Here is a 26774-nt window from a genome sequence, read left to right on the forward strand (position 1 = left end):
ACCTTCTGCGCGGTGCAGTTCGGCCGCGCGACCGCCTTTCCCCACGGCCTTCCCGGGGACCAGGCGCTGGAGCAGGATCAGCTCGTGCTGATCGACACCGGCTGCACGGTCGAGGGCTATCATTCGGACATCACACGGACCTACGCCTTCGGCCGCGTGGAGGACGAGGTGCGCGCGCTGTGGGATGTCGAGAAGGAGGCGCAGGCCGCCGCCTTCGCCGCGGTGCGACCCGGCGTGCCGTGCGCCGCCATCGACGACGCCGCCCGCAGGGTGCTGGAACGCGCCGGGCTCGGCCCCGACTATCGCCTTCCCGGCCTGCCGCATCGCACCGGGCACGGGATCGGGCTCGCGATTCACGAGCCGCCCTATCTCGTCCGCGGCGACGCGAGCGCATTGGAACCCGGCATGTGCTTCTCGAACGAGCCGATGATCGTCGTCCCCGACCGTTTCGGAATCCGGCTGGAGGACCATTTTCACGTCACCGGGGACGGCGCGGCCTGGTTCACCCAACCGCAGCCCGCGATCGACCGGCCCTTCGCGTGAGGGTGCTTCCCTTCGTCGCCGCGATCGCGCTGCTGGCCGGCTGTGCCGGGCCGCGCGTCACCGCGCCGCCTGCGGGGCTCGACCCCTTCTACACCCGGTCGCTCGACGCCGGAGGCATCCCGATCAGCAGCTCCGCCGCGGTCCCGGACGAGGCGCTACGCGCCGCGCGGTCGATCGTGGTGGAGATGCTGGCGCGGCGGCCCGACCTGCGCCGCGCGCTGGTGGCCGGCGGGCAGCGGGTCGCGGTGATGGGGGTAGAGGAGCAGACGCTCGACCTGCCAGAACAGCGCGACTGGAAGAAGCCGACGCGCGACGATCCGCGGCTGACCACGTGCGAGCGCAAGCTGTACGACGAACAGATCGGCCGCATGACGGACCGCGAATACTGGAATTCGCGCGCGCGCGGCATGGGGGGGCTGCTCACCAGCGGCGCGACCGAGAACCTGCTGGGGCAGCCGGGGACGCGCTATTACGGCGAGAACATCTTCGTTCACGAATTCTCGCACGCGATCCTGGGTGCCGCCGAGACGGCCGACCCCGCCTTCTACCGCGCGGTCGCGGCCGCCTATGACGAGGCCATGAAGCGCGGACTATGGAAGGGCGAATATGGCGCCACCACCGTCGACGAATATTGGGCGGAGGGAACGCAATTCTGGTTCGAATCGAACCGGCTGGCGGTGATCGACGGGCGTCGCATCCTGTCCGCCGCCGATCTCGCGGCCTATGATCCCGCGCTCGCGACGCTCCTTCGCCGCGTCTACGGCGACCGCCACCACCTCAGCGCCGACGTCTTCTGGCGGCACCCCGCGCGCGTGCCGACGGGAGGCCCGCCGGCCTCCACCGCGGAGACTTGCTGAGCGGTGGAAATGGCGATTGCGCTATTGGAGGTAGTATCGTATACCGTATCCAACGCATTGGGAGCGAGACGATGACGATCGGTTGGAAGGGCGTATTTCCTGCGGTGACTACACAGGTGCGCGAGGATCTGTCGCTGGATCTCGCGGATACCCAGCGCGTGGTGGACGACCTCGTCAACGATGGCGTGACCGGCGTCATCGCGCTGGGGACGGTCGGCGAAAACAATTCGCTCGAATTCGACGAGAAGGTGTCGGTCCTGACCGCGATCGTCGAAGCGGTGGACGGCCGCGTGCCGGTCGTCACCGGCGTGTCCGAATACGACACCCGCCGCGCGGTGCGCTACGCCCGGGCGGCGGAGAAGGCGGGGGCGGACGGCCTCATGCTCCTCCCGCCGATGGTCTATGTGCCCGCGACGCACGAGCTGGTGAACCATTTCAAGGGCGTCGCGGAACAGACCGCGCTCCCGATCATGCTCTACAACAACCCGCCCGCCTATCGCACCGTCATCGACCGTGCGGTGCTGGAGGCGCTGGTCGACGTCGCGAACATCGTGGCGGTCAAGGAATCGGCGCCCGACACGCGCCGCTTCACCGACTTCCGCAACGCCTTCGGCGATCGCTACGTGCTGTTCGCGGGGCTCGACGACGTCGCGCTGGAGGGGCTGTACCTCGGTGCGCGCGGCTGGGTGTCGGGGCTGACCAACGCTTTCCCGAAGGAGTCGGTGGAACTCGTCGCCGCGTTCGAGCGCGGCGACCATGCGAAGGCGATGGAGATCTATCGCTGGTTCATGCCGCTGCTCCACCTCGATGCCGAGCACGACCTGGTCCAGTCGATCAAGCTCGCCGAGCAGGTGATGGGCCGCGGATCGGAGCGCGTCCTCCCGCCGCGCTACGTCCTTCAGGGCGCGCGCCGCGCCGAGGTGATCGCGATGGTCGAGCAGGCCGCGGCGACGCGCCCGTCGCTCGGCGTCGCGCTCGCGGCCTGACGCGGACCCGATGCGGCACACCTTCTTCTGCATCGACGGCCACACGGCGGGCAATCCGGTCCGCCTGGTGGCCGGGGGCGCGCCGCTGTTGAAGGGGGCGTCCATGTCGGAGCGGCGCCAGGATTTCCTGGCGCGCTTCGACTGGATCCGCACCGGCCTGTGCTTCGAACCGCGCGGGCACGACATGATGTCGGGCGGCTTCCTCTATCCGCCGACGACCTCCGACGCCGATGTCGGCATCCTGTTCATCGAGACGTCGGGATGCCTCCCGATGTGCGGGCACGGCACGATCGGGATGGTCACCTTCGGGCTGGAACACGGGCTGATCCAGCCCGCCACCCCCGGTCGCCTGAAGGTGGAGGTGCCCGCCGGCACGATCGACATCGCCTATGAGGCCGAGCGCGACCGGGTGACCGCGGTGAAGATCACCAACGTCCCCGCCTATGTCGCCGCGACCGGGATCGCGATCGAAGTGCCCGGCTTCGGACCGATGACGGTCGATGTTGCTTATGGCGGCAACTATTACGCCATCGTCGAGCCGCAGGGCGCCTATGCCGGTCTGGACGACCTTGGCGCTGCTGCGCTGGTCGGCTTCAGCGGCATCATCCGCGAGAAGGTGCGCGCGGCGTTCGAGCCGGTCCATCCGCTCGACCCCACGATCCGCGGGGTCAGCCACGTGCTGTGGGCCGACCGGCCCCGCGCCGACGATGCCGACGGCCGCAACGCGGTCTTCTACGGCGACAAGGCGATCGATCGCAGCCCGTGCGGGACCGGGACCTCGGCGCGCCTCGCGCATCTCGCGGCGCAGGGAAAGCTCAACGTCGGCGAGCGGTTCGTCCACGAAAGCTACATCGGCAGCCGGTTCACCGGCCGGGTCGAAAGCGCGACCCGCGTCGGCGACAAGGTCGGCATCGTGCCCTCGATCGAGGGGTCGGCGGTGGCGACCGGGTTCAATACGATTTGGATCGACCGCAGCGATCGCTTCTGGGAAGGGTTCCAGGTCAAGTGACCGCAACGAGGAACCCAGCATGAGCATTGTCGTGAGGACGCTTTCCGAGCGCGTGTTCGAGATCGTTCGCGAGCAGATCGTCATGGGCAAGCTGGGGACCGACTCCCCCATCCGCCAGGATGCGCTGGCCGCGGAACTCGGGGTCAGCAAGATCCCGTTGCGCGAGGCGTTGGCGCGGCTGGAGCAGGAGGGGCTCCTGACCAGCCACGCCAACCGCGGCTTCTTCGTCCAGCCGATGTCGGCATCGCAGGTGGAGGAGATCTACGCGCTCCGCCTTGCGATCGAGCCGCGCGCGGCGGCCGATGCGGCGACGCAGGCGGACGAGGGCGCGCGCGCCGCCGCGACCGACGCGTTCGAGCGGCTCGACCGCGCCGCGAGCACCGACCTGCCGCAGGTGGCGGTGCGCAACCGTGAGTTCCACGTCGCGCTGGTACGCCCGGGCGGCCGGCTGCTGACGACGCAGATGGTGGAGCGGCTGTCGATCCTCGCCGAACGCTACGTCATCGCGCATCTGGAGCCGGCGGGGCGCGAATCGCGCGCGCATCGCGAGCATCGGGCGCTGCTCGACGCGTTCCTGGCGCGCGACGGCGCGGCGCTGGAGGCGCTGCTGGCCGCGCACATCGGCGCGACGCTGGACGATCTCAGGGTACAATTCGCCACCGGATGAACCGGGGGCGCCGAGGGGGAAGGGGAGCCATGTTCGGACCGCGCAAGTCGCTCGATACGCTGCTGCATCGCCCGTCGGGCGCAGCATTGGCGAAGACGCTGTCCTGGCCGCACCTGATCGCTTTGGGGGTCGGTGCGATCGTCGGCACCGGCATCTACACGCTGACCGGCGTCGGGGCGGAGCGCGCGGGGCCGGCGGTAATCCTCGCCTTCGCGATCGCCGGTGCGGTCTGCGCCTGCGCCGCGCTCGCCTATGCCGAACTTGCGACGATGATCCCCGCGGCGGGCAGCGCCTATACCTTCAGCTACGCGGCGCTGGGGGAGACGATCGCCTGGATCGTCGGCTGGTCGCTGATCCTCGAATATTCGCTCGCCTGCTCGACCGTGGCGGTCGGCTGGTCCGGCTATCTCGTCGGCTGGATCCAGTCCGCCGGCATCCACCTTCCCGCGGCACTGCTGTCCGGGCCGCACGGCGGCGGGATCGTCAACCTGCCAGCGGTGCTGGTCGCGCTGGCGGTGATGGGGCTGCTGGTCGCCGGCACGCGCGAGAGCGCGACCCTCAACATCGTCCTCGTCGTCGTGAAGCTCGCCGCGCTCGCGATCTTCATCGCCTTCGCGCTGCCCGCCTTCACCGCCGACAACCTCCACCCGTTCATGCCCTACGGCTTCGCCTCGACCGAGATCGGCGGGGAGAAAAGGGGCGTAATGGCCGCGGCGGCGATCGTGTTCTTCGCCTTCTACGGCTTCGACGCGGTCGCGACCTCGGCGGAAGAGGCGAAGAACCCGGGCCGCGACCTGACGATCGGGATCGTGGGCTCGATGGTGGTCTGCACCGCGATCTACATGGCGGTGGCGGTGGCGGCGGTCGGCGCGCTGCCCTTCACCCAGCTCGCCGATTCGGCCGAGCCGCTCGCGCTCGTCCTGCGCACCCTGGGCCAGCCGCAGGCGGGGCACCTCATCGCGCTCGCTGCGGTGGTGGCGCTTCCGTCCGTCATCCTGGTCATGATGTACGGCCAGAGCCGCATCTTCTTCGTCATGGCGCGCGACGGCCTGCTCCCGCGCCGCCTCGCGAAGGTGAGCGCGCGGACGGGCGCGCCGACGCTCATCACGGTGCTGACCGGCATCTCCATCGCAGCGGTCGCCGGCTTCTTCCGGCTGGACGAGATCGCCGAGCTCGCCAATGCGGGCACGTTGCTCGCCTTCATCGCGGTCGGCGGCTGCCTGATGGTGCTGCGCCGGCGCGCGCCCCACGCGCCGCGGCTGTTCCGCTGTCCCGCGCCCTATGTGGTGGGGACGCTCGCGATCCTGGGCTGCCTCTACCTCCTCTTCAGCCTGCCCTCGTCCACGATCGCCCGCTTCCTGATCTGGAACGTCATCGGGCTGGCGCTCTACGCCCTCTACGGTCGCCGCGGCAGCGTCGAACGCGAGGCACCCGCCAACGCCTGACCTCTTTTCCTTCGCCACTGCCAATCGAAAGGGCCGACATGATCCGTCGCGCATGGGCCGCGCTGTGCCTGTTGCTGTTCGCGCTTCCCGCCGCCGCCGCGCCGCCGGCGCGCACGGGAAGCTGGGTGTTCGATGGCGCGCCGTCCTACCCCGGGGTCACGATGATGCGCGTCGAGCGCGACGGTGCCGGTGTGCGCGGGGAGATCACGACGCGCTGGTACGGCCCGATCGCGATGCAGAACCCGCGGCTGCGCGGCGACACGCTGACCTTCGACACGCGCAACCTGAACGACAATGCGCATCCGACGCGCCGCTGGACCGCGCGCTTCACGCCGCGCGGCGTCCGCCTGACCGGCGATATGTGGTATGCGCACGTGGTGCAGGACGGCCGCCGCGGCACCCCGGCGGAGGTCGCCGCGCGCACCTTCCGCCCCGCACCGCCGCTCCCCGCGCTCGGCTCGCTCCCCGACGACGGCCTCGCGCGGACGCCGCCGATGGGCTGGTCGAGCTGGAACAGGTTCGCGGAGAAGATCGACGACGCGACGGTGCGCGCGATGGCGGACGCGATGGTGTCGAGCGGGCTGCGCGACGCGGGCTACGTCTACGTCAACATCGACGACGGCTGGCAGGGGACCCGCGGCTCCGACGGGGAGCTTCGGCCCAACGCCAAGTTCCCGGACATGAAGGCGCTGGCCGACTACGTCCACGCCCGCGGGTTGAAGCTCGGCATCTATTCCTCGCCGGGGCCGAAGACCTGCGCCGGCTATGAGGGGAGCTACGGCCATGTCGAGCAGGACGCGCGCACCTTCGCGCGCTGGGGCGTGGATTTCCTCAAATACGACCTGTGCTCGGGCGAATGGTTCTACGCCGACGCCGACAGCGTGAAGCGCACCTATTATCAGATGGGCGCGGCGCTGCGCGCGACGGGGCGGCCGATCGTCTATTCGCTGTGCCAATATGGCCGGTTCGACGTCGCCGACTGGGGACGTTCGGTCGGCGGGCACCTGTGGCGCACGACGGGCGACATCACCGACGATTACAAGACCATGTCCGATATCGGCTTCGTCCGGAACCCCCAGTTTCCGCACGCGGGGCCGGGCGGGTGGAACGATCCCGATATGCTGGAGGTCGGCAACGGCGGGATGAGCGCGGACGAATATCGCACCCACTTCACCTTGTGGGCGATCCAGGCCGCCCCGCTGTTGATGGGCCACGACCTGCGCCTCACGGGCGCGAGCGACGCCGCGATCCTGGAGAACGGGGGCGCGATCGCGATCGACCAGGATTCGCTCGGCGTGCAGGGACGCCGCGAAACCAGCGTCGACGGGATCGAGACCTGGCGCAAGCCACTCGCCGGCGGGGATGTCGCGATCGCCATCTTCAACCGCACCACCGCCGATCGCGACGCCGACGTCCCGCCGGGGCTGGCCGCGCAGGGCGGGCGTATCATCGACGTGTGGCGCGGGCGTGCTCTGGCGGCGGACGAGACTCGGCTGCGCGTGCCCGCGCACGGGACGGTGCTGTTGCGGGTGGTCGCGCCCGGTACGACCGATCAGGAGGGGGCGAAGCGCTGATCGACCTGAGCAGGCCCGCGCCGCACGGCGCGGGCGTCTACGCCTTCGACGGCTCAGATATTGCCTTCCGCCGCCGTCAACGCGGCGCCAGCACCACCTCGGTCGCCGTGCCGGGCAGCGGGATGGTCCAGCCGCCGCGCTCCGCCCGGCCCGTGCCCGGCTGATACGCCGCGCCCCCGGTCGTCGCCTCTACGAACAGCCGCGCCGCCGGGGTCGTCGCGGTCGCCGGATCGAGCGCGAGCGTGATCCGCCGGGTCGCGGGGGTATAGGTCGCGCTGCGGATCTTGCCTGCCTCCAGCGTGATCCATTGCCCAACCGGCGCGACGAACAGCCGTGCGCGCGCACCGTCCGCGGGCGTGATCGTCACCGCATCGCGCGCCCGCGTCACCGCGCCGCCGAAACCGATCCAGCCGAAGGTCGGATCGTCGACCAAATAGCTCCCCGCCGCGATGGCATGGCCGTAGAACCCCATGCCGTAGTCGCCGCTGTACGGGTCCCACTTCATCATGTCGGGCCAGGCATGGAAGGCAGCCGACGAGGCGCCGTCCTCGGCGATGTTGGTGATCCCGCCCATCATCCCGCCATAAGCGACGCGGAGCAGGTGGAGGTCGTTGGGATCGCGGCGGAAGCTGTCGAACAGCGGCACCGCGTTCAGCGCCGACCCGTAATGGTGGATCTGCCGCTCGATCCGCGGATATTTGCCGCCGTAGAGGAAGTCCCAGTAGCGGCGCGCATTGCCGTTATAGCCCCAGGAGGGGATGGTCGGATCGTAGCCCAGGATCACCTCGCGGGTGACGTCGGCCTGGGGCGCGTAATCGAAATAGCGCATCCAGGCGTAGACCTCCGGCTGGCCGGTCGAATCCCACGCCATCTCCGACCCGAAGGGGTATTTGAGCGTGCGCCAATGGTCGGCGCGCTTCTTCATCAGGCGCTCCATCTCGGTCGCCTCGGCGGTCAGCCCCTCGCGCTGCAGGTCCTTCAGGATGTCGAGGAAGACGTCGCCCTCCATCAAGCCGAACTCGGTATAATGCGGCGCGTCGCGCATCATCGCGACCGTCGTCCGATAGGCATGGTCGAGATACCAGCGCCAGTCGTGCCGGGTGACGAGCCCCGGATGGTTGCGCGCGGTGCGGTACAGCACCCAGTGGCCGATCGCGACGTGTGGATAATTGTACGCACGGCCGAGATCGCCGGCGTCCTTCTCGTTCCACGAGGTCCAGGATTTCCACGCATCGGCGGGGAAGCCCTTGTACGCATCGGGGAATTTGGCGGGGGCGTAATAGAACAGGCTCTTCTTGACGGCGCCGGCGTGGGGGCCGTCCTTCACCTGGAGGTTGCCGACCACCGTGCCGTCGATCAGCCGTTCCAGCTTCGCGATCTCGTCCGGCGCGGGGTTGTCGAGCTGCTTCATCGTCGCCGCGACCCAGCTCCCGCCGCCGCCCTCGTCGCTCATCCCCGCGATCCAGACGCGCGGTTCGACGTCGACGATCTTCTTCGCCTCATTGTCCCAGGTCAGGATGGAGGGCGTGCGGCCGAACCGGTCGCCCTTGCCCTCGTACCATTGACGCGTCGTGGAGAAGCGGCCGAGGTCGGCCATGGTGCGGTCCAGCGGCTTGGTGATGTAATAGCTCACCGTCTGCCGTTCGCCGTCGGCATAGCGCAGCGTCAGCCGCGCCGGGCCGAAGCCGCGCGCCGCGACGTTCAGCCGCGTCCAGCCCTTCGTGTCGCCCGCACGGGTGGCGGTCAGCGCGCCGGCGGGCTCGCTCTCGATCCCGGCGAGCGCGCTCGGCGACTTGAGGAAGAGCTGCGCCACCTGGTCGGTGGGCACGACATAGCCCGGGATACCGACCGCGACCGGGCGCGCATTGGCGATCAGCGTCGGCTCAATCGCGCGGATCGAGGGGGAAAGGACCAGACGGACCCCGATCTCGACCGTCCGTCCCGGTGCGATCGTCCGGCTCGTGGGCGTGTTCCACTGCGTGCCCGCGTTCTTCCACTCGCGCTCGACATAGCCCGCGGAGTGGACGGTCCAGTCGTAGAAGCCCTCGGACGTCTGCCCGCGCGGGCTGCGGTCGGTGAAGATCGCGCCGTCGCCCGCCTCGCCCGGGTTCTTGAGGGGGACATAGGCTTCCAGCGGGGTGCCGCGTGCGGGCAGGACCAGCAGCGCGGGGCCGCGCCCGTTCAGCCGCGTGACCTGGAGATAGCCGGCGTCGCGGCCGATATAGGGATCGACGAAACTCGCCTGGGCATGAGCCTCGTTCAGGCTGCGGTCGGTGATGATGTTGTCGAACACCATCGGCATCCCGAGCGCGCCGATCTCGACCGGCGCCGTGCCGCGGTTGGTGAGCGTGAAGCGCAGCCCCAGCGCGCCGCGCTCGTCGGTCCAGCGCCGCACGACCGTCAGCGGGAAGCCCGCGCCCATCGTCGCGGTCATGTCGGCGGCGGCGAGCGTGCCGCGGGTCGCGGCGAGCGGGCGGATCGGCGCGCGCCGGTGCGCGGACGCGAAATCCCGCCACGCGCCGCCGGGCGTGCGCAGGCGCACGTTCAGGTCGCCGATATGGTTGTAGCCGTCGCCGGAGCGCTCCGTCTCCCGCGTGGTCGGCACGAAGCTGAACGCGGGTTCGGCCTTGGGGGAGAGACGCGCGAGCGTCTGCGTGTCGGGGCGAAGCGCCACCGTGACGCCGCCCAGCGCGAAGATCGTTGTCGGGGTGGGTGCGACGCGTGCCGCCGATATCGGTGCCATCGGGGCGGCGCCCGCCAGCGTTACGCCGGCCAGCAACACTCCCAGCAACAAAGGACGACGCATATAGGCAACTCCGGAACGATATCGTTGCCCGGAAGCTACGACAAAGAATAAGCAGTAACAACATACCTTATACGATATATGGACATTGGACTTTCGATTTGGGATTTTGTATGATCCGCGCGATGGGGACAGGCTTCGACGCGCGCGGCTTCACACGGCTGGGTACGCTCATTCGACCGGGCGAACGGGCGCGGGACGAAGGCTCGCTGGCGCAGCAGATCGGGGTGCAGATCCTGTCGGGCGAACTCGCCCCCGGCTACGTCTTCCCGAGTGAGATCGACTTCGCCGCGAGCATCGGCATTTCCCGATCGGTCCTGCGCGAGGCATTCCGCGTACTGATCGCCAAGGGCCTGGTCGAGAGCAGGCCGAAGACGGGAACCCGGGTGTGCGCGCGGCGTCACTGAAGCCTGCTCGATCCGGACCTGCTGGCGTGGCAGTTCCAGGCCGAGCCCAGCGCCAAGTTCATCCACGACCTGTTCGAGATGCGGATGATGGTCGAGCCCGCGGCGGCGCGGCTGGCGGCATCGCGGCGATCTGCGGTGGATGTCGAGGCGATGCGGGCGGCGCTGGCCACGATGGCGGAGCACGGGCTGGCCGACGGACGCGGCCGGATGGCGGACCAGCAGTTCCACATGACGATGCTGGAGGCGACGCGCAACGACCTCATCATCGCGCTCGCCAGCTCGATCATGGCCGCGATCGCCTGGACCACGATCTACAAGCAGCGCAAGCGCGCGCTGCCGCGCGATCCCGTGCCGGACCACCGCACGCTGTTCGACGCCATCGAGCGCGCCGACCCGCAGGGTGCTGAGGCGGCGATGGTCGACCTGATCGCACTGGCGCTGGTCGACACCGAAGTCTCGCTACTCGATTCCTGACGCAGTCGCGGCGACGCGCGCGATCGGCGGAGCCGCCCTGCGCCGTTGCGGTCGCAGGAAACGGATTGCGGTGCCCGAACGCCGCGAGCGACGACCGGCTTCGTTGCGTCGCTCGATGGTTTCCCGACGGTGCGGGACCTATGTGAAAGCCTCTTTCTGTTCCCCGCCCTTGAGCAGGACCTTTGCAAAGTGGATGCAGCAGCGCCGCGCCCACGCCGTGCTCCTGCGCAGGCAGGAGCACGGTGGAGACTTTTGCGAGGGTCCCACGGTGCCGGGGCGGCTGTTCCGGCGCCGAAGGTAAGGGTCGGTCGGGCGTCATGACGATCCCCAAACAATGGCCTCCTGCCGCATTCCGCAATTTCACCCTGCCTCCGGTTGACAGCGAGGCGAAAGTCTTATAGTATACGATATAAGAACAGTCCATAGGGAGGGGTGAAGATGGGCGCGACCACCGATCACGGGAAGATGATGCTCGGAACGGCGATGGCCGCTCTGGTGATGGCGACGGTGCCCACGACGAGCTTCGCCGCACCTCAGGAAGCGGCCGCGCAGGCGCCGGCGAAACCCACCCGGGCGGAACGGGCCGCGATCCGCAAGGCTGCGCGCGAGGCGCGCCGGGCCGAGCGGCGCCGCCTTCGCGCCGCCAAGGCCGCGGGCACGCGCGACACCCGGATCGAAGGGTCGCCGACCGTCGCCGGCGGCGACATCATCGTCACCGGGCTGCGCCAGAGCGTGAAGGACTCGATCGACCGCAAGCGCCGGGCGCGTCAGATCGTCGATGTCGTAACCGCCGAGGATGCGGGCAAGCTGCCCGACAACAACGTCGTCGACGCGATGGCGCGCGTGACCGGCGTCGCCGTGACCCGCAGCCAGGGGCGCGGCAACGGGTTCACCATCCGGGGCCTCGCCGGGGTTCAGACGACCGTCAACGGGGTCGAGGGCGCGACCGCGCCGCTGCCCGGCGGCGAGGGACGCACGCTCGCCCTGGAGAGCGTTCCCGCCGAACTCGTGAAGTCGATCGAGGTGTACAAGACCCGGACCGCCGACCAGATCGAGGGCGGCGTCGGCGGCTCGGTGAACGTCGAACTGCGCCGGCCGCTCGAACTGCGCAAGGGATGGACGATCGCCGGCAGCGTGCGCGACCAATATGCGGAACAGGGCAAATTGTGGAGCCCCTCGGCCAGCCTGCTGGTGGCGAACCGCATGGATACCGGCATCGGCGAGATCGGGTTCCTGCTGAACGGTGCCTACGCGAAGCAGAATTACGCCGAAGCGGCGAACAACAGCGAGTCGCCCTTCCTGCTCGGCTGCGATACCTGCACGATCCGGCTGAGCCTGCCCGAGGATCAGCGCGACCGGCTGGTCGCGCCGTTCCGCGCCGCCTACGGCACCAACAACGGACGACGCGAGCAGAAATCGCTCAGCGGTGCGATGCAGTGGCGCGTCAGTCCGAAGCTGAACTTCGTCCTCGAAGGATCGTATTTCGGGGAGACCTACACCGATCAGTTCAATTCCATCTACGCCCTTACGCGGCAGGATTATTACACGATCCAGAACCCGCGCATCGCGCCCAGCGGCGTGCTGCTGGGATATGATGTCGTCAACCTGGGGGTGCGCAACCCGGACGGCACCGTCAGCGTCGTGAACGGCGGGCGGGTCGATGCGGGCTTCAACGCCGGACAAAGCCAGGGCAGCAGCAACACCTATCGCACGAATTTCGAAACCCACTTCGAATCGCCCGGCGTCAGGATCGACGCCAGCGCGCAATATCAGTGGAGCAACAGCCAATATTACTCGAACGGGCAGAACGGCAATTACGTCGGACTCAATCGGTTCCGGGTCGATTTCGATTCGCCCAAGACGCAGAACAACGGGCCGTATTTCGACTTCTACAACGTCGACCCGGTGAACCCCGAACAGGCCCGCGTGCAGGCGCTGTACGACAATCTGGGCGAGGGGCGGAACTCGCAATTCTCGGCCCAGGTGGATATCTGGAAGGAACTTGATCCGTCCGGCCTGCTCCGGGCCGCGAAATTCGGTGCGCGCTTCGCGAAGAACACGAATTCATTCAAGGACAGCTACCGCTACGCCGGATGGTTCGACACCGATCGGCAGATCCCGCTGTCGAACATTCCGGGCGTCGACACCGTCGTCATCACGCCCCAGCTTCCGGGCGGCTCCCCGGTGTCGTGGGTCCAGCTCGACAGCGGGCAGCTCTTCAATGCCTTCCCGGCGCTGCGGCAGTTCATCATCGCGAACAATCCGCAGGGGCTGGATGGCCCCGGCAGGGACGCGGGGGTGGAATCGCTGTTCGGCACCGTCCGTCCGTCGGCCGCCAACACGGGCAATACGAGCGATAACAGGGAAAACAGCTTCGCCGCCTATGCGATCCTGGATTACGCCTTCAAGGCCGGCTTCCCGATCGACGGCAATGTCGGTGTCCGTTACGTGAACACCTACAATTCGATCAACGGCCGGAACCTGGTTCCCGGCCCGCAGGCGATCGATCCGGTGACACGGCTGCCCATTCCTAACGAATATGGCCCCGATACGTTCGAAACCCAAAATCTTCGCGGCAATTACGTCGATATTCTTCCCAGTGCCTTTGCGACGGTGCACTTTACCGACAAGCTTCAATTGCGCGGTAGCTACAGCTATAACGTCCAGAGGCCGAGTCTGTTTGCCCTTCGTAACTTCTTCGCGACGGATTATCGCAATCCCCTGGCGACGGTCTATGCAGGGAACCCGCAATTGAGGCCGGCGACCACGGACGACTACAACCTGTCGCTGGAATGGTATTTCGGCCGCGGCGGCATCATTTCCTTCGGTGCCTTCTCGAAGATCCAGAACGGCTTCATCTTCTATACCCGCCAGCGGGAAAACGTGCCGCAACTCGGCGGGCAGGCGCGCTTCGTCGAGAAGCCGCGCAACTCGGGTCCGGGCAAGACGCAGGGGTTCGAGGCGCAGGCGACCGGCTTCTTCTCTTTCCTGCCCGGACTGCTGCGCAATCTCGGCGCCACGGTGAACGCGACCTTCATCCCGGTCGCCGATATCTCGCTTCCCAATCCGCTGCCGCAGCAGAACGAGAACGATCCGATCGTCTATGAGTTCGTCCGGCGCGATGCGCCTTTCACCTCGCGATGGTCGTACAATTTGATCGGCTATTACGAAACGCCGATGTTCGGCGTCCGGGTCGCCTATAACTGGCGATCGAAGTTCCAGACCGGCGAGCCGTCGATCGACCAGATCTGGACCATCTCGTCGCGGCCGACGCAGCGGCTCGACGCCGCAATCACCTACACGCCGTTCAAGTTCCTGACGCTCAGCATCGAGGGGTCGAACCTCCTCGGGAATATCGACAAGAGCTTCTACTACACCTACCCCGAACTGCCCGTCGGCCTTCGGGCGATGGGGCGGACGATCACCGGCGGCGCGCGCTTCCGCTTCTGATCGTCGTCGGCCGGCCGGGCGCGTCGCCCGGCCGGCGTCGCCGCGCCGGTGCTCCGACGCGGCGCGCATCTCGAGCCGCATCGAATGCCATGCGATCGTGGTCAGCTCCCTGGTCGCGGGCGGAGCGACCAGTTCGATGCATTGGACCCCGCGTACGTCGATCGTCACCCGCCGCGCCGCCGTCGCGGCGATCCCCCGTCGCAGGACCTTGCCGTCGCCTACCATCGCGTACCGCCCGGTCTGCGAGCCCGGCGTGCGGGGATCGAGCGTCATGCGGTCGTATCGTCCGGCCAGCCGGATGCCGACCCGCGTCCCTGCCGCGACGCCGATCCCGGCGTGGTCCTTCCTGCCGTCCAGCATCAGCGGCTCGCCGAGGGGCAGGAAGCCGATCGGCGCCAATACTCATTGGCGCACCACCATCCGCTCGGGCGACTTGTATCCCGTGTCGGCGACCTCGAAACTGGCGGGCACGTCGGCGGGCCGGCTGACGCCGCCGCTCCACAGTTCGCACGCGGTCAGGCGCGCGGTGAGGGAACAGGCCGAGGTCCGCCACCCGCGCCGACAGATCCAGGCGCCGGCGCCCGCGATTGCCGAACGCGACCGCCTTGCGTCCCGATCCGGTCAGCGCCTTGAACAGGACCTCGCCGGCGCCGTCGCGCGAGACGATCACGCCCTGGTTGCCGGCCGGGTCCTGATTGACCGCGATCACCGCGCGGTCGCCGATGATAGCCGAGATCGGCGAGGCCGAGGCTGACGAGCAGCCCGGCCTGCGCCATCATCTCGCCCTCACCGTAATCGAGGTCGAAGGCGTTGTAGGGGTTCCGCCCCATCGGCGGCGTCGCGGCACGCGGCCCGGCCCGTGCCGCCCCGGCGATCGCCATCGCCGCCCATCCTCCTGCCTCGTTCATCGCCTCGTTCATCGCCGGAGGGAGGCGACGCGGCGCCGCCGCCCGCCGGCCCCGTTTACCAGACGTAGGCGGGTGCCGCCGTCACCTCGGGAACCGCCGTGGTGCGGTTCGCGCCGCGGGCCGGATCGGTCAGCTGCGACGGATTTTCGTACGGGCCGTATTGGGTGCCGGCGTTCATCGAATAGCCGTAGTAATTGGTGTCGCCCAGGTTCTTCGCCGTTCCGGTGACGTTGGACGCACGGATACCCTCGAACACGGTGCGGACCTGGGCGTCGTCGGCGATCGTGGAATCCTCGTCGATCAGCGACAACGCGCCCACCACGGCGCGATCCCGCACCGTGCCGCTGGCGACGATCGCATGATCCTCGATCCGCGCATTGCCCGACACGGTGCCGCCGAGAACCCTGGCATAGGGGCCGACATAGGCGGAGGCGGCGACGTTGGCACCGGCCGCGACCCAGCCGCCGCCGTTGGAATGCTTGTGCCCGCCCGGCACCGGGGTCGGCGCGTTGGGCTGGTAGCCGGACGGCATCGCGTTGGTCAGCTTCACCATCCAGGGGTAGCGGTAGAGCGAGTAATAGGCCTGGTCCCAGACGAACTTCTGGAGCTGCGTCGGTGCGCCGACCACCACCAGCCACACGGACTTGTCGCCGGAGCGGACGGGGAAGCTGATGCTGCCGTTGCTGCTGGCGTTCACCGCACTGTAGCGGGAGCGGCCGTCGCTGCCGACCGCGACCACCCCCCAGCGCCAGCCGGGGTTCGGCTGGTCCACCGACGGCGGTTCGTTGGCAAGGCCCGGGAAGCTCGAGGTGGCGGGGCTCGTCTGCCGGACGCCCTTGAAGGCGACGGTGATGCTGGTCGCGCCCGCATCCGGGTACAGCCGGACCAGGTTGTAGCCGAGCCGCTGCGGCGCCTGCCGCTCGGGGATCGAGAAGGTCCGCGCGCCCAGGTTGACGGGATCGAGCGTCGCGGTGCGCAGGCGCTTGTAGCTCGCATTGTCTTCGTTGGGCCCATAGGCCGCGCGGAGCATCGCACCCTGATCGCTGCCGTCCGGGTTGGTATAGTCCCAATTGACGTTGTGCATCGCCCATTCGCCGAAGAAGGTGTTGAGCTGCGCCAGCGTCCAGCCCATGTTCTTCATCAGGACGGACAGGATGTCGACCTGGTTGTATCCGGCCGTGCCGACCCGCGGCGACTTGCTCCACAGGTCGTTGACCGCGGCATAGCCGTAGCGGTCCTTGAGATATTCGATGAACTGCCAGTTGCAGTAGCGGTTCGGGGTGTAGCCGTAGTAGAAATGCGGGTAGAGCACGGAGTTCAACGAACAGCCCGTGAACGTCGAGCGAAGCTCCGGCACCTGCGCCGTCATGAACTCGGCATGGCTCTCCCAGAACCAGCCGATATACGGCGAGTCCCGCAAGCCGCCCGATCCTCCCTGGAACGCGTGCGCCAGCTCGTGCGCCGTCGTCTTGAGATCGTCCAGTGCCGACGGGCTGATGAACAGCGACGGATTGCCGTGTTCGTCCAGGCTGCCGGTCGGCCCGATGTTGGGGTAGAAGTACACGTTGACCTTGTACTTCGTCGTGGACTGGCAGCTCGGCGCGATGAAGCCGACCTGGTTGACGTAGACGTCGTACAGATGCTCGAACAGCGCCGCCGCCTTGTCGGATTGCGCTGCGGATACCGTGCCGCCCGACCACCGCAGCGCGATGTGTGCCGTTTCGCGGGCGACGGGAAGCTTGCCGGGAGCGGCGACCCAGCTTCCCGACACGCATGAAGTGGCGGCTGCGTCGTTCGACCCTGACGTCATTCCCGACGTTTCGACCTGCGGCGCTGCGGCGGGAACGACCTGGACCGAATCCCCGCGTCGCACGGCACCGCCGCCGGCATCCCGGGACAGGAGTGTCAGCGCCGACGCCCCAACCGCTCCGACGAGGCCGACACCGCCGATCAACATGCGCTGCATAAAACTCTCCCGACCCATATGTTATTTTCGTATACTGTCGGAGGATAGATACGCTGGCAAGCCAGGTCGGGCGCAACGACGGTGGTCGTGAGGCCCGGACTGGCGTCAAGCTACTGAAAAGTCACGAAGCGGACGTATATCCGTCAAGTCGAACCGTTGCTGATACGGGATGGAAAGTGGCCGACGGCGGCTGATACCGTCCGGAGGCACGATGTCACTTTGCACTTACCGGAAAATCGTATACCATATGACTATTGGCTATAAGGGCGGGAGTGGTGAATGACGTGCAGTCATCGACATGCGGCAGGTGAGCCGGCGACCGGAACGTCGCGACGTGGCGCGATCAAGGTCGCGCTGGGGGCGGCGGCGGTGTCGATCGCGGACCAGGCAGTCGCGCTTCCCGCGGACGCCACGAGACCTGTGAACCTCGCCACCGTCGCCACGCCCAGCGGCGCGTATGTGTCGGGGGACACCAGCTTCGCCGCGCTCAATTCCGGCGCCGAGCCCGCCCATTCCGGCGATGCGTCGGGGGGCGCATACGGCACCTGGCCGCGGACCGATCCGCAGGCGGTGGAATATGCATGGACCGGCCGGTGACGATCGGGGCGGCCGACGTCTATTGGTGGTCGGACGGGCGCGGCATCGCGGCGCCGCGATCGGCGCGGCTGGTGTACTGGGACGGCGCGCGTTTCATGCCGGTGAAGGGCGCGAATCGTCTCGGCACCTCGGTCGACCGATTCAACCGCGTCGGCTTCCGTCCGGTGACGACGCAGCGCCTGAGGCTCGAATTCGAGGGCGACGGCGGCAGGTCGGCGGGTCTGCTGCAATGGCGGGTGTGGAGTTCGGGGCCGGTGCCGCCCTTCGCCCCGATCGTCGCCGCCGGTGTCGATCGGTCGGTGGTCGCGGGTGGGCGGACCTATCTGTCGGGCAAGGTCAAGCGGCTGAGCGCGAGCGCGAGCGACATGGTGCGCTGGACCAAGGTCAGCGGGCCGGGGCAGGTCAGCTTCGAGGATGCCGGCGCGCTCGTCACGCGCGCCTCGGTCACCGCGCCGGGCGACTATGTCCTGCAACTCGCCGCCGCCGGCCAGGGGAAGGCCGCGCGCTCGCTGGTGGCGGTGCGCGCGAAGGCGCCGCCGCCGCCGCGCCGCCTCGACGTGGTCTATACGACCCCCTATTCGATCAGCAGCCCGCTGTGGCGCGACCGCGCCAAGTCGCTGATCGTCAACTGGATCCCGCATTGCATCGCCTATTGCGAGCGGACCGACCTGACGGCGGGGCAGGGCGGGCTCGACAATTTCGTCGAGGCCGCCAAGGCGCTGCGCGGGGAGCCGCACGGCGAGCACAAGGGCTATGTCTTCTCCAACGCCTGGGTCCATCAGACGGTGGAATCGATGTGCATCGCGCTGATGGTCGATCCGCAGGGCGATCGCGAGATCGTCGCGGCGCAGGATCATATGCGGCGCTCGCTCGAACGCTGGATCCCGATCATCCTCGCCGCGCAGGAACCCGACGGGTACATGCAGACCGCCTATACGCTCGCGGGCCGGCAGAACTGGGCCGAGCGGTGGTCGCCCGAGCATCGCGGCGACCATGAGGGCTATGTCGCCGGCTATTTCATCGAATCCGCGATCAACCACCATACGCTGACCGGCGGTCGCGACCTCCGGCTCTACGACGCGGCCAAGAAGCTCGCCGACTGCTGGGTCGCGAACATCGGGCCGGGGAAGAAGGCGTGGTTCGACGGGCACCAGGAGATGGAGCAGGCGCTGGTCCGCTTCGGTCGCTTCGTCAACGACACCGAGGGCGGCGGGCGCGGCGACGCCTATGTCCGGCTCGCGCGTTTCCTGCTCGATTCGCGCGAGGGCGGGTCGGAGTATGACCAGAGCCACCTCCCGCCCGAGCAGCAATATGAAGCGGTGGGCCATGCCGTGCGCGCGGTCTATTTCTATTCCGGCATGGCGGACATCGCCGCCGAGACCGCGGACCGGGACTATCAGAGCGCCGTGCTGTCGCTCTGGGACAATATGGTGAACCGCAAATATTACGTCACCGGCGGGGTGGGCAGCGGCGACACCTCCGAAGGGTTCGGCGTCGATTACGCGCTGCGCAACGACGCCTATTGCGAGAGTTGTTCCAGCTGCGGGCTGATCTTCTTCCAGTACAAGATGAACCTGGCCTATCACGACGCCAGCTACGCCGACCTGTACGAGGAGACGATGTACAACGCGCTCCCTGGGCGCGACCGATCTGGCGGGGCGATCTTTCACCCTACACCAACCCGCTGATCGATACCGAGCGGGCGAAGTGGCACGTCTGCCCGTGCTGCGTCGGCAACATCCCGCGCACGCTGCTGATGCTGCCGACCTGGGCCTATGCCAAGTCCGACGACGGGCTGTACGTCAACATGTTCGTCGGCAGCACGATCAACGTCGGCGACGTCGCGGGCACCCCGGTCGAGATGGTGCAGGAAACCGACTATCCCTGGCATGGCAAGGTGGCGATCACCGTCAACCCGAAGCAGAGCCGCCGCTTCGCGCTGCGCCTGCGCGTGCCCGACCGGAAGACGAGCGCGCTCTACCAGTCGGAACCGGCCGTCTCGGGGCTCGTCAGCCTGTCGGTCAACGGCACCCCCGTCACCCCCCGGATCGAGCGAGGCTATGCCGTCATCACGCGCGAATGGCGTGCGGGCGACCGCGTCGAGCTGGAGCTTCCGTTGCGCGTGCAGCGCGTGACCGGGGACGAGCGGATCGAGGCGACCCGCGGCAAGGTGGCGCTGCGCTACGGCCCGCTGGTCTACAATGTCGAGCGTGCCGACCAGCCGCGCATCGACCTCGCAATCGGCGCGGCCGGGCTGTCGCCGGCGTGGCGCGGCGATCTGCTGGGCGGCGTGATGACGATCGTGGGCGAATGGAACGACGGTTCGCGCCTGACCGCCATCCCCCAATTACGCGCGCATGAACCGCACCGGGCGGCCGCTTGCCGAGCTGCCGACCGGGGATGTGTCGGTCGATTACGCGCCGGGAACCGCCGTGGTGGCGCAGCAGACCGCGGAAGCGGCGACCCGGCGCGATTCTCCGCAGTCGCTGGTCTGGATCCGGGATGGCGCGTCGGCGGCGTCGTCGTGACGGTCTCCGATACCGGCGCGACCTGACCGCGGGACGAGGCGCCCATCGCGCCGTCGCGGTCCCGGCACATCGGCCTCGCGCGCCGGGGGGACGTGACGCGGTAACTTTCCGCGCCTGCGGCGTTGTGCAGGCAATAGGGAGGTCCGCGCGTGTCGATGAGGGTCCTGGTCACCGGCGCCAGCGTCGCCGGCAACACCTGCGCCTGGTGGCTGGGGCGCGCGGGCTTCGACGTCACCGTCGTCGAGCGCGCGCCGGCGTTCCGCTACGGCGGGCAGAATGTCGACGTGCGCGGCGTCGGGCGTGCGGTGCTGCGGTGCATGGGGCTGGAGCAAGCCGCGCTGGCGCTGGGCACCGGGGAGGAGGGGACCGCCTGGGTCGAGGAAGACGGGCGCGTCGCGGCGCAGTTCCTGACCGACGAGATCGGCGCGGATGGGCCGACCGCGGAGATGGAGATCCTGCGCGGCGACCTCGCGCAGCTGCTGTTCGACGGCGCGCGCGATCATGCGCGATATCGGTTCGGCGACCATGTCGTCGCGGTCGGGCAGACCGTCGACACCGCGACGGTGACCTTTGCCGGGGGCACGACCGAGGATTACGATCTGGTGATCGTCGCGGAGGGCGTGGGATCGGCGACTCGCGCGCTGGTGTTCCCGGGCGAGAACCGGCCGCGCCCGATGGACCTGACGATCGCCTATTTCACCATCCCGCGCCGCGCCGACGACGACCGGCTGTGGCGCTGGTATCATGCGCCGGGCGGGCGCAGCGTGTCGCTGCGGCCGGACCGGCACGGCACGACGCGCGCGATGCTGAGCGTGCAGAAGCCGCCCGAGGGCGAGCAGGACTGGCCGACCGAGCGGCAGAAGGCGTGGCTGCGCGCGACCTTCGCCGACGCCGGCTGGCAGGCGCCGCGCGTGATCGAGGGCATGGCGACGACCCCCGACTTCTACCTGGACGTGCTGCGCCAGATCCGGATGCCGCGCTGGTCCGCCGGCCGGGTGGTGCTGTGCGGCGACGCCGCCTGGTGCGTGACGCCGATCGGCGGGGTCGGCACCACGCTGGCGGTGACCGGCGCGCGGGTGCTGGCGGGCGAACTGGCGCTTGCCGCCGATCCGCTCGATGCCCTCGGCGCCTACGAACAGGCGATGCGGCCGATGGTCGGGCAGGCGCAGGGCGTGCCCCGTTTCGCCTCGCGCCTCGCCAATCCGCACAGCCGCACCGGCATCCGCATCCTCCACGCGGTGATGGCTGCCGCGAGCCGTCCCGCGATCAGGAAGACCGCGGGAAGGGTGTTCGGTGGCGGCGGCGATGCGGGGGAGCCGGACCTGTCGCGCTACGATGCCCCGGGGGAGGCGGTTGCCGACGCCCGCGACGACGCAACGGCGGCGCGTGCCGCCGGTCGCGGCGCTCGCGCTGGCCGGGCTCGTCCTCGGCGCCGGGGTGCTGCTTGGCCGCCGGGCGTCGCGATCAGCGTCGGCGCGTCCGCCACGAACCGATTCAGCACGCCGTCGGCGATCCTGACGTCGCCATCGAAGCGAGTCGCGCCGGGGTCCGTCCGGATCGCGGCGGCGGCGGCGGGCCTCGGTGAAGTGGTGCCGCGCAGCGGCGTCGGCGCGGTTCGGCGACGGTGCCGTCACCGATCCGGCGGAAGACCTGCGCGCGACGATCGTCGACGTCGATTCTGTGGCGACGGACCTTACGGTCGGGGGCCGCGGCCGGTGCGGTCGGTGAGGCGGGCGGTGAAGCCATTGACGAGCTGGCGCGCTGGCGGCGCTGGCGTCGAGGGTATGCGACATCGTGTCGGCTCCCGGCCGGGAAGTCGATGGGCGCACGAAGGCGCCGACCGAATCGGGGCCGGCCGCCGCTGGGCGTGCGAAATGGCTGTGAGGATCAGATCAGCGGATCACGGGGGCGCGCAGGCCCGAACGGCGCACGAACAAACTGTGCCGACACGAACCGGGGTTCGTTGCGCGCTCTGCGCGTTCTAACGATGAAGAATTGGCCAAAAACCGCGGTAGAGCTGGTGCCCCCGGCGAGATTCGAACTCACGACCTGCGGTTTAGGAAACCGTCGCTCTATCCTGCTGAGCTACGGGGGCACGCGGCGCGGGGCGTAACGGCTCCGAACGCGCGAATCAATCGCCGCCGGAAACGTGCTGGCCACACGGCGGGAGCGGCGCGCGCGGTCGGGCGCGCGCCGTCGGACGGCCGATCCGCCGCGCCCGCCAAGGTCGCGAGGCGGATCGGCGAATGAGGGTCAGGCCTTGACGTGCTGCGAGATGTACTTGTTCATCTCGAACATCGTCACCTTGTCCTTGCCGAAGACCTTCTTCAGCTTGTCGTCGGCGAGGATTTCGCGCTTGTTTTCCGGGTTCTGCAGGTTGTTGGACTTGATGTATTCCCACACCTTGCTGATGACCTGGCTGCGCGGCAGCTTCTCGTTGCCGACGACCGCACCCAGTTCGGCCGAGGGCTGCACGGGGGCGTGGATGCCGCCGGTCTTGGGCGCAGCGGCCGCATCGGCCTTCGCCTTCTTGGGGGCAGCCCGCGTCGGCCTTGGTCTTGGTAGCCATTGCATTCCTTCCTGTTGCGCCGACCGACGGGCCGGCTCCTCGCGGAATCACGCCTTCTTGAGCGCCTCGCGCTTGTGCGCCGCCTTTCCGCCGTTGTCACTCTCTACCAGATACTGCGGATCGTCGCTCGACGCACGCACCTTGTGCCCCTTGATCGTGGTATCGCTCGTCAGCTTCTTCTCGACCGTGCCGTGCGCGGTGCCGCCATGCGACTTCCACGTGACCTCGTCGCCCTTCTTCAGATTGCTCGCCATGTCGCCGCTCCTTCGCGAATGATCGTGTGCGATCAAGCGGATGGAGCGGCCGAATGGTTGCCTCGTCCGATCAGAACTTGAAGCCGGCGGCGATGCCGTAGCGGCGCGGATCGACGGTGAAGACGTTGGTGAACAAGCCCGAAGACTGATCCGTCACGTACATGCCGGTGATCGCATTGTTGTTGGTGAGGTTCGTCACGAATGCGCGGACGTAGAAGCGGTCATCCGGTGCGTTGAGCTGAACCTGCGCGTTCACCACCTCATACCCCGGGATCCGGTCGATCGGCGATTTGTTGAAGATCGTGCCGAAATAATTGCCGGTATAGTTGAGGTCGGCGCGTGGGACGAGCGTGAAATTGCCCAGATCGATCGTATATTGCGCGCCGATCGACGCCTTGTACGTCGGGGTGTTGGGCAGTTGGTTGTCGCGTAGATTGACCGCGACGCCGCCTTGAAGCACGCTGACCGGCGCTCCGGTTGCTGCGGCGACGGCGGCCAGATTAGTCGCAACTGCTGAATGCGCCGGTTGTGTTGGTGCCGGGCACCGGCACCGTGCCGCGCAGGCCCAGGGTGGGGAATTGGGCGTTGAGCGCGGCGTTGGCGCCGTTGACGAAGCCGTTGGACACTGCCGATTGTCCGGCGGTGGTCGGAATCACGGCGCAATTTCGCGCTTGAAGATCCTTGATGATGACCGCGTCGGATCGGCCTCCCGACACGTCGCGTGGATTCACGATGAATTGGTCGCCGGCAACCTTCGAGCGCGAGTAGCTGAAGTTGGCGTTGACGACGAAGGCGGGCGTGTGGCTGATGATCGCTTCGGCTTCGACGCCATATATGTTGGCGTTGATATTATCGTTGACCGATGTGCGATTGACGATGCGCGTCAGCTGTAGATTTTTATACTTGTAGTAGAATGCCGTCAGATTGAAGCGAAACTGGCCGTTGCCGAAGGTGTTCTTCGATCCAACCTCGATCGCGTCGACATTCTCCGGAGCAAAGAACTGTCCGACTCCCAGGCCTGGCGTGATCGGAGGGTTGACGCCGCCAGACTTGTAGCCTCGCGAATAGGATGCGTAGAGAAGGTTGTCCGGCGTGATCTTGTAATCGATGACCGCGCGGCCGGTCAGGCGCTGGAAGGCAACTTCTCCGATCTGGAACGGCTGCTGCCCCGGTGTGACGCCATCGAAGTCGAAACCGATCCAGCGCAGAAGTGGCATTGGTGGTGCCGATCGGGACAGCCACATTGTCCGTGGTGGTTCGAGCGGAGACATACTTCTTGTCGTTGTTGTAACGAAGGCCGACCGTCAGCTTCAACTTGTCGGAGGGTTCGAAGTACGCTTCACCGAAAACGCCGTACGACCGCAGCGGAACAGCAGCGCGCTGTTGCTGCGGAAATAGGGCGTTGCCTGGAAGGTCGTCGTGGCCGCCGGAGCGCCGGTTGCGAAATTGAGGAAACCGGGCACCAGGTTGGTGACGATGCCGCCAAGCGTATAGTCGAATGCCTCGAAATTGCCGACATAATAGTCGACATCGCGGGACCTTGTTGTTGACGTAGATGCCGCCCAGCAGGAAGTTGAACGGTCCGTCGAACTTGGAGTCGATGTGGCCTTCGATCGTATATTGCCGGGAGTTGCCGGTCTGGCGATCCGCGTCGACGCCCTGAGCGGAACAGGTCACCGTGTTGCCGCCATAGACGCCGACGCCGGTCGGCCCGTCGAATGCCGATTGGCAGATGCCGCCGGTCGGACCATTGGGGATCAATGCGCGAGCGATCGCGGCGTAGGGATTGCCGGGCCGCGCCGCATTGAGTGCCAGGAAGGCAAGGCCTGTGTTGGTGGCGATCGGATTGCGCACGGCCAGATTGTAATCGACGCCCGAGTCGAACGTGTTGCGCAAATACCCCGCGGTCAGGCTGACCGACATCGGCCCGAAATCATGGAACAGCTTGGCGGTATAGATCTGCTCCTCGACCCGGTAGAAGGGCTCGTAGTCGAGCGACACCTCTCGCACATTGGGGTGACACGACCGAGCGGCTGAACGCGTCGTTGGTGTCATAAATGCTGCCCAGCCCGAAATTTTGAGCATAAGCGACCAGCTGAGGCGCCAGAGCGGCCGGCAGGCCGCCCGCGGTCGCGGCGGGGACCACCGACAGTGCGGTGAGAAGCCCGATACCTTCGCGCGAGCCCAATGTGCTGGCGAGGGGTGGCATTGCCGTTTACCGTGTCGAAGCCGAGTCGGTCGGGCGAGCAACCCAATATGCCGCTGGAATCACGATTGCAGAGCTGCTTTTGAATGCGCGAGCGGTTGTCGTTTTCCTTGCTGTAGTTCGCGATGAGGTCGATGCGCGTGTCCGGGCTGGGCTCCCATGACAGGGTGCCGCGCAGCGAGTACATGTCGCGACCGTCGATGCGGCGCCGGTGTACGTGTTGCGGGTGAAGCCGTCGCGGTTGAGATAGGTGCCTGCAACACGGACGCCGATCGTCTCGGTCAGCGGGACGTTGATCATGCCGCGTACGCGCTTGCTGTCATAATTGCCGTATTCGAACTCGCCTGCCGCACGTATGCCTGAAAGGTCGGGCTTGGCGGTTATCAGGTTGACGACGCCGGATGTCGCATTGCGACCGAACAGCGTGCCCTGCGGTCCGCGCAGCACCTCGATCCGCTCCAGATCGAAGAATTCGAAGTCGAGGATGCGGCTGCCCAGTAGCGGCTGATCGTTGATGTGGATGCCGGTCGCGGAATCGCAGGTCACGCCGACGCACAGATCGCCGACACCGCGGATCGTAAAGGTGTTGCCGCCGAAATTGCCGCGCGTGAACGTGGTGTTGGGCAGGGTCTGTTGCAGCGCCAGAGAGTTGACGACCTGCTGCTTCTCGAGGTTGTCCGCGGTGAACGCCGTGACCGCGATCGGCACGTCCTGCAGGCGCTGCGACTGCCGCTGCGCGGTGACGACGATGTCGGGGGCATAGCCAGAGGACTGATTGCTCGATACCTCCTGCCCGGGGCCGTTGGTCGGCGCGCTGTTCTGCGCGCTGGTGGTGGCTCCGGTCTGAGCGGCGGGCGGGGCGCGGCCGCCAGCAGACCGATGGCGGACGCGCACAGCAGGTCGAACTTCTTCATGGACATCCCCTCCGGAAGCCGCATCCGATCTGTCGTCGGTCTGTCGGCGTTTGATGATGCGGTATGGAAGGTAGCGACCGAAAATTTCGTTCGTCAAACGGTTTTACGCAGGATTTGTGCGGTGGCCGCGCGGAGTGGCACAATTGCACCGCTTTCGGAATCGAACATCGGTCATGCTGCGTTGCGGCAGGGTCACGGGATGAGAACAAGATGAGCGAATTGATGGGACATGCGCCCGCGGACGGCGATCTGGTGGCGGACGATGGCAAGGTGGCGGTGCCCGACGACGTGGCGGAGGCGGTGCGCACGCTGATCCGCTGGGCCGGCGACGATCCGAGTCGCGAGGGCCTGCTCGACACGCCGAAGCGGGTGGCGCGCGCATGGCGCGAATATTGCGCGGGTTATGCGGACGATCCGGCGCATCACCTCGCGCGCGTGTTCGAGGAAGTGGGCGGCTATGACGAGATCGTGCTGCTGAAGGACATTCCGTTCCAGTCGCATTGCGAGCATCACATGGCGCCGATCATCGGCAAGGCGCACATCGCCTATCTGCCGCAGAACCATGTCGTCGGCATCTCGAAGCTGGCGCGCGTGCTCCACGCCTATGCGCGGCGGTT

The 26774-nt window shown here is 67.7% G+C and carries 21 protein-coding genes, 1 tRNA gene and 1 pseudogene; 15 read left to right on the plus strand and 8 right to left on the minus strand.

The window, feature by feature from the left end:
• The 7 genes from PGN12_17015 to PGN12_17045 form a co-directional block, all read left to right on the plus strand.
• A partial coding sequence (locus tag PGN12_17015; GenBank protein MEH3105585.1) for a M24 family metallopeptidase occupies nt 1–543 on the plus strand: 543 nt, incomplete at its 5' end.
• Complete coding sequence (locus tag PGN12_17020; protein ID MEH3105586.1) at nt 540–1400, plus strand: glycoside hydrolase; 861 nt, start codon at nt 540–542, stop codon at nt 1398–1400. The genes PGN12_17015 and PGN12_17020, both read left to right, overlap by 4 nt.
• A 71-nt stretch (nt 1401–1471) precedes the next feature.
• Nucleotides 1472–2386, plus strand: a complete 915-nt coding sequence (locus PGN12_17025; GenBank protein MEH3105587.1) for a dihydrodipicolinate synthase family protein — start codon at nt 1472–1474, stop codon at nt 2384–2386.
• Nucleotides 2387–2396: 10 nt separating this feature from the next.
• Nucleotides 2397–3395 (plus strand): 4-hydroxyproline epimerase, encoded by a 999-nt coding sequence (locus tag PGN12_17030; GenBank protein MEH3105588.1) that lies wholly within the window; start codon nt 2397–2399, stop codon nt 3393–3395.
• A 19-nt stretch (nt 3396–3414) separates the two neighbouring features.
• Nucleotides 3415–4062 carry a GntR family transcriptional regulator gene (locus PGN12_17035; protein MEH3105589.1) on the plus strand — a complete coding sequence of 216 codons (648 nt, stop codon included), beginning with the start codon at nt 3415–3417 and terminating at the stop codon, nt 4060–4062.
• Nucleotides 4063–4091: 29 nt separating this feature from the next.
• Entirely contained in the window at nt 4092–5507 is a 1416-nt protein-coding gene (locus PGN12_17040) for an amino acid permease (protein MEH3105590.1), read from the plus strand.
• A 38-nt stretch (nt 5508–5545) separates the two neighbouring features.
• Nucleotides 5546–7081 carry a glycoside hydrolase family 27 protein gene (locus PGN12_17045; protein MEH3105591.1) on the plus strand — a complete coding sequence of 512 codons (1536 nt, stop codon included), beginning with the start codon at nt 5546–5548 and terminating at the stop codon, nt 7079–7081.
• 76 nt (nt 7082–7157) lie between these two features.
• Here PGN12_17045 and PGN12_17050 read toward each other — a convergent pair whose 3' ends face one another.
• On the minus strand, nt 7158–9887 hold the full coding sequence (locus PGN12_17050; protein MEH3105592.1) for a DUF5695 domain-containing protein: 2730 nt from the start codon (nt 9885–9887) through the stop codon (nt 7158–7160).
• A gap of 122 nt (nt 9888–10009) precedes the next feature.
• On the opposite strand from PGN12_17050, the pseudogene PGN12_17055 reads away from it, so the two are divergent.
• From PGN12_17055 to PGN12_17065, 3 genes and pseudogenes are all read left to right on the plus strand, one after another.
• Nucleotides 10010–10765: pseudogene (locus PGN12_17055) on the plus strand (FadR/GntR family transcriptional regulator).
• 438 nt (nt 10766–11203) lie between these two features.
• Nucleotides 11204–14215: a TonB-dependent receptor gene (locus tag PGN12_17060; GenBank protein MEH3105593.1), complete on the plus strand. Its 3012-nt coding sequence runs from the start codon at nt 11204–11206 to the stop codon at nt 14213–14215.
• 136 nt (nt 14216–14351) lie between these two features.
• Nucleotides 14352–14969, plus strand: coding sequence for a hypothetical protein (locus PGN12_17065; protein ID MEH3105594.1), 618 nt, complete (start codon nt 14352–14354; stop codon nt 14967–14969).
• A gap of 209 nt (nt 14970–15178) precedes the next feature.
• On the opposite strand, the gene PGN12_17070 is transcribed toward PGN12_17065, so the two are convergent.
• Entirely contained in the window at nt 15179–17089 is a 1911-nt protein-coding gene (locus PGN12_17070; protein ID MEH3105595.1) for an Svx/AvrXca family virulence/avirulence protein, read from the minus strand.
• Between the two features lie 279 nt (nt 17090–17368).
• Between PGN12_17070 and PGN12_17075 the strand changes: the two genes are divergently transcribed.
• From PGN12_17075 to PGN12_17090, 4 genes are all read left to right on the plus strand, one after another.
• A complete protein-coding gene (locus tag PGN12_17075) occupies nt 17369–17686 on the plus strand; it encodes a hypothetical protein (protein ID MEH3105596.1) in 318 nt (105 codons plus the stop codon).
• Entirely contained in the window at nt 17671–19374 is a 1704-nt protein-coding gene (locus PGN12_17080) for a glycoside hydrolase family 127 protein (protein ID MEH3105597.1), read from the plus strand. The genes PGN12_17075 and PGN12_17080 overlap by 16 nt, the downstream gene beginning before the upstream one ends.
• Nucleotides 19374–20240, plus strand: a complete 867-nt coding sequence (locus PGN12_17085) for a glycoside hydrolase family 127 protein (protein MEH3105598.1) — start codon at nt 19374–19376, stop codon at nt 20238–20240. Before PGN12_17080 ends, PGN12_17085 begins: the two co-directional genes overlap by 1 nt.
• Nucleotides 20241–20369: 129 nt before the next feature.
• Nucleotides 20370–22199: an FAD-dependent monooxygenase gene (locus PGN12_17090; protein ID MEH3105599.1), complete on the plus strand. Its 1830-nt coding sequence runs from the start codon at nt 20370–20372 to the stop codon at nt 22197–22199.
• Nucleotides 22200–22232: 33 nt separating this feature from the next.
• On the opposite strand, the gene PGN12_17095 is transcribed toward PGN12_17090, so the two are convergent.
• The 6 genes from PGN12_17095 to PGN12_17120 form a co-directional block, all read right to left on the minus strand.
• Nucleotides 22233–22309 (minus strand) — tRNA-Arg (locus PGN12_17095).
• A gap of 158 nt (nt 22310–22467) precedes the next feature.
• Nucleotides 22468–22788: an SWIB/MDM2 domain-containing protein gene (locus PGN12_17100; protein MEH3105600.1), complete on the minus strand. Its 321-nt coding sequence runs from the start codon at nt 22786–22788 to the stop codon at nt 22468–22470.
• 42 nt (nt 22789–22830) lie between these two features.
• A complete protein-coding gene (locus tag PGN12_17105; GenBank protein ID MEH3105601.1) occupies nt 22831–23037 on the minus strand; it encodes a DUF2945 domain-containing protein in 207 nt (68 codons plus the stop codon).
• Nucleotides 23038–23107: 70 nt separating this feature from the next.
• Complete coding sequence (locus tag PGN12_17110) at nt 23108–23497, minus strand: TonB-dependent receptor (protein ID MEH3105602.1); 390 nt, start codon at nt 23495–23497, stop codon at nt 23108–23110.
• Between the two features lie 40 nt (nt 23498–23537).
• On the minus strand, nt 23538–24254 hold the full coding sequence (locus tag PGN12_17115) for a TonB-dependent receptor (GenBank protein ID MEH3105603.1): 717 nt from the start codon (nt 24252–24254) through the stop codon (nt 23538–23540).
• 998 nt (nt 24255–25252) lie between these two features.
• Entirely contained in the window at nt 25253–26254 is a 1002-nt protein-coding gene (locus tag PGN12_17120; protein ID MEH3105604.1) for a TonB-dependent receptor, read from the minus strand.
• Between the two features lie 125 nt (nt 26255–26379).
• Between PGN12_17120 and PGN12_17125 the strand changes: the two genes are divergently transcribed.
• Nucleotides 26380–26774: GTP cyclohydrolase I (locus PGN12_17125; protein ID MEH3105605.1), on the plus strand; the 395-nt coding region annotated here is incomplete at its 3' end.

Source organism: Sphingomonas phyllosphaerae (assembly GCA_036946405.1).
In the GTDB taxonomy this organism is placed as follows: Bacteria; Pseudomonadota; Alphaproteobacteria; order Sphingomonadales; family Sphingomonadaceae; genus Sphingomonas; species Sphingomonas phyllosphaerae_D.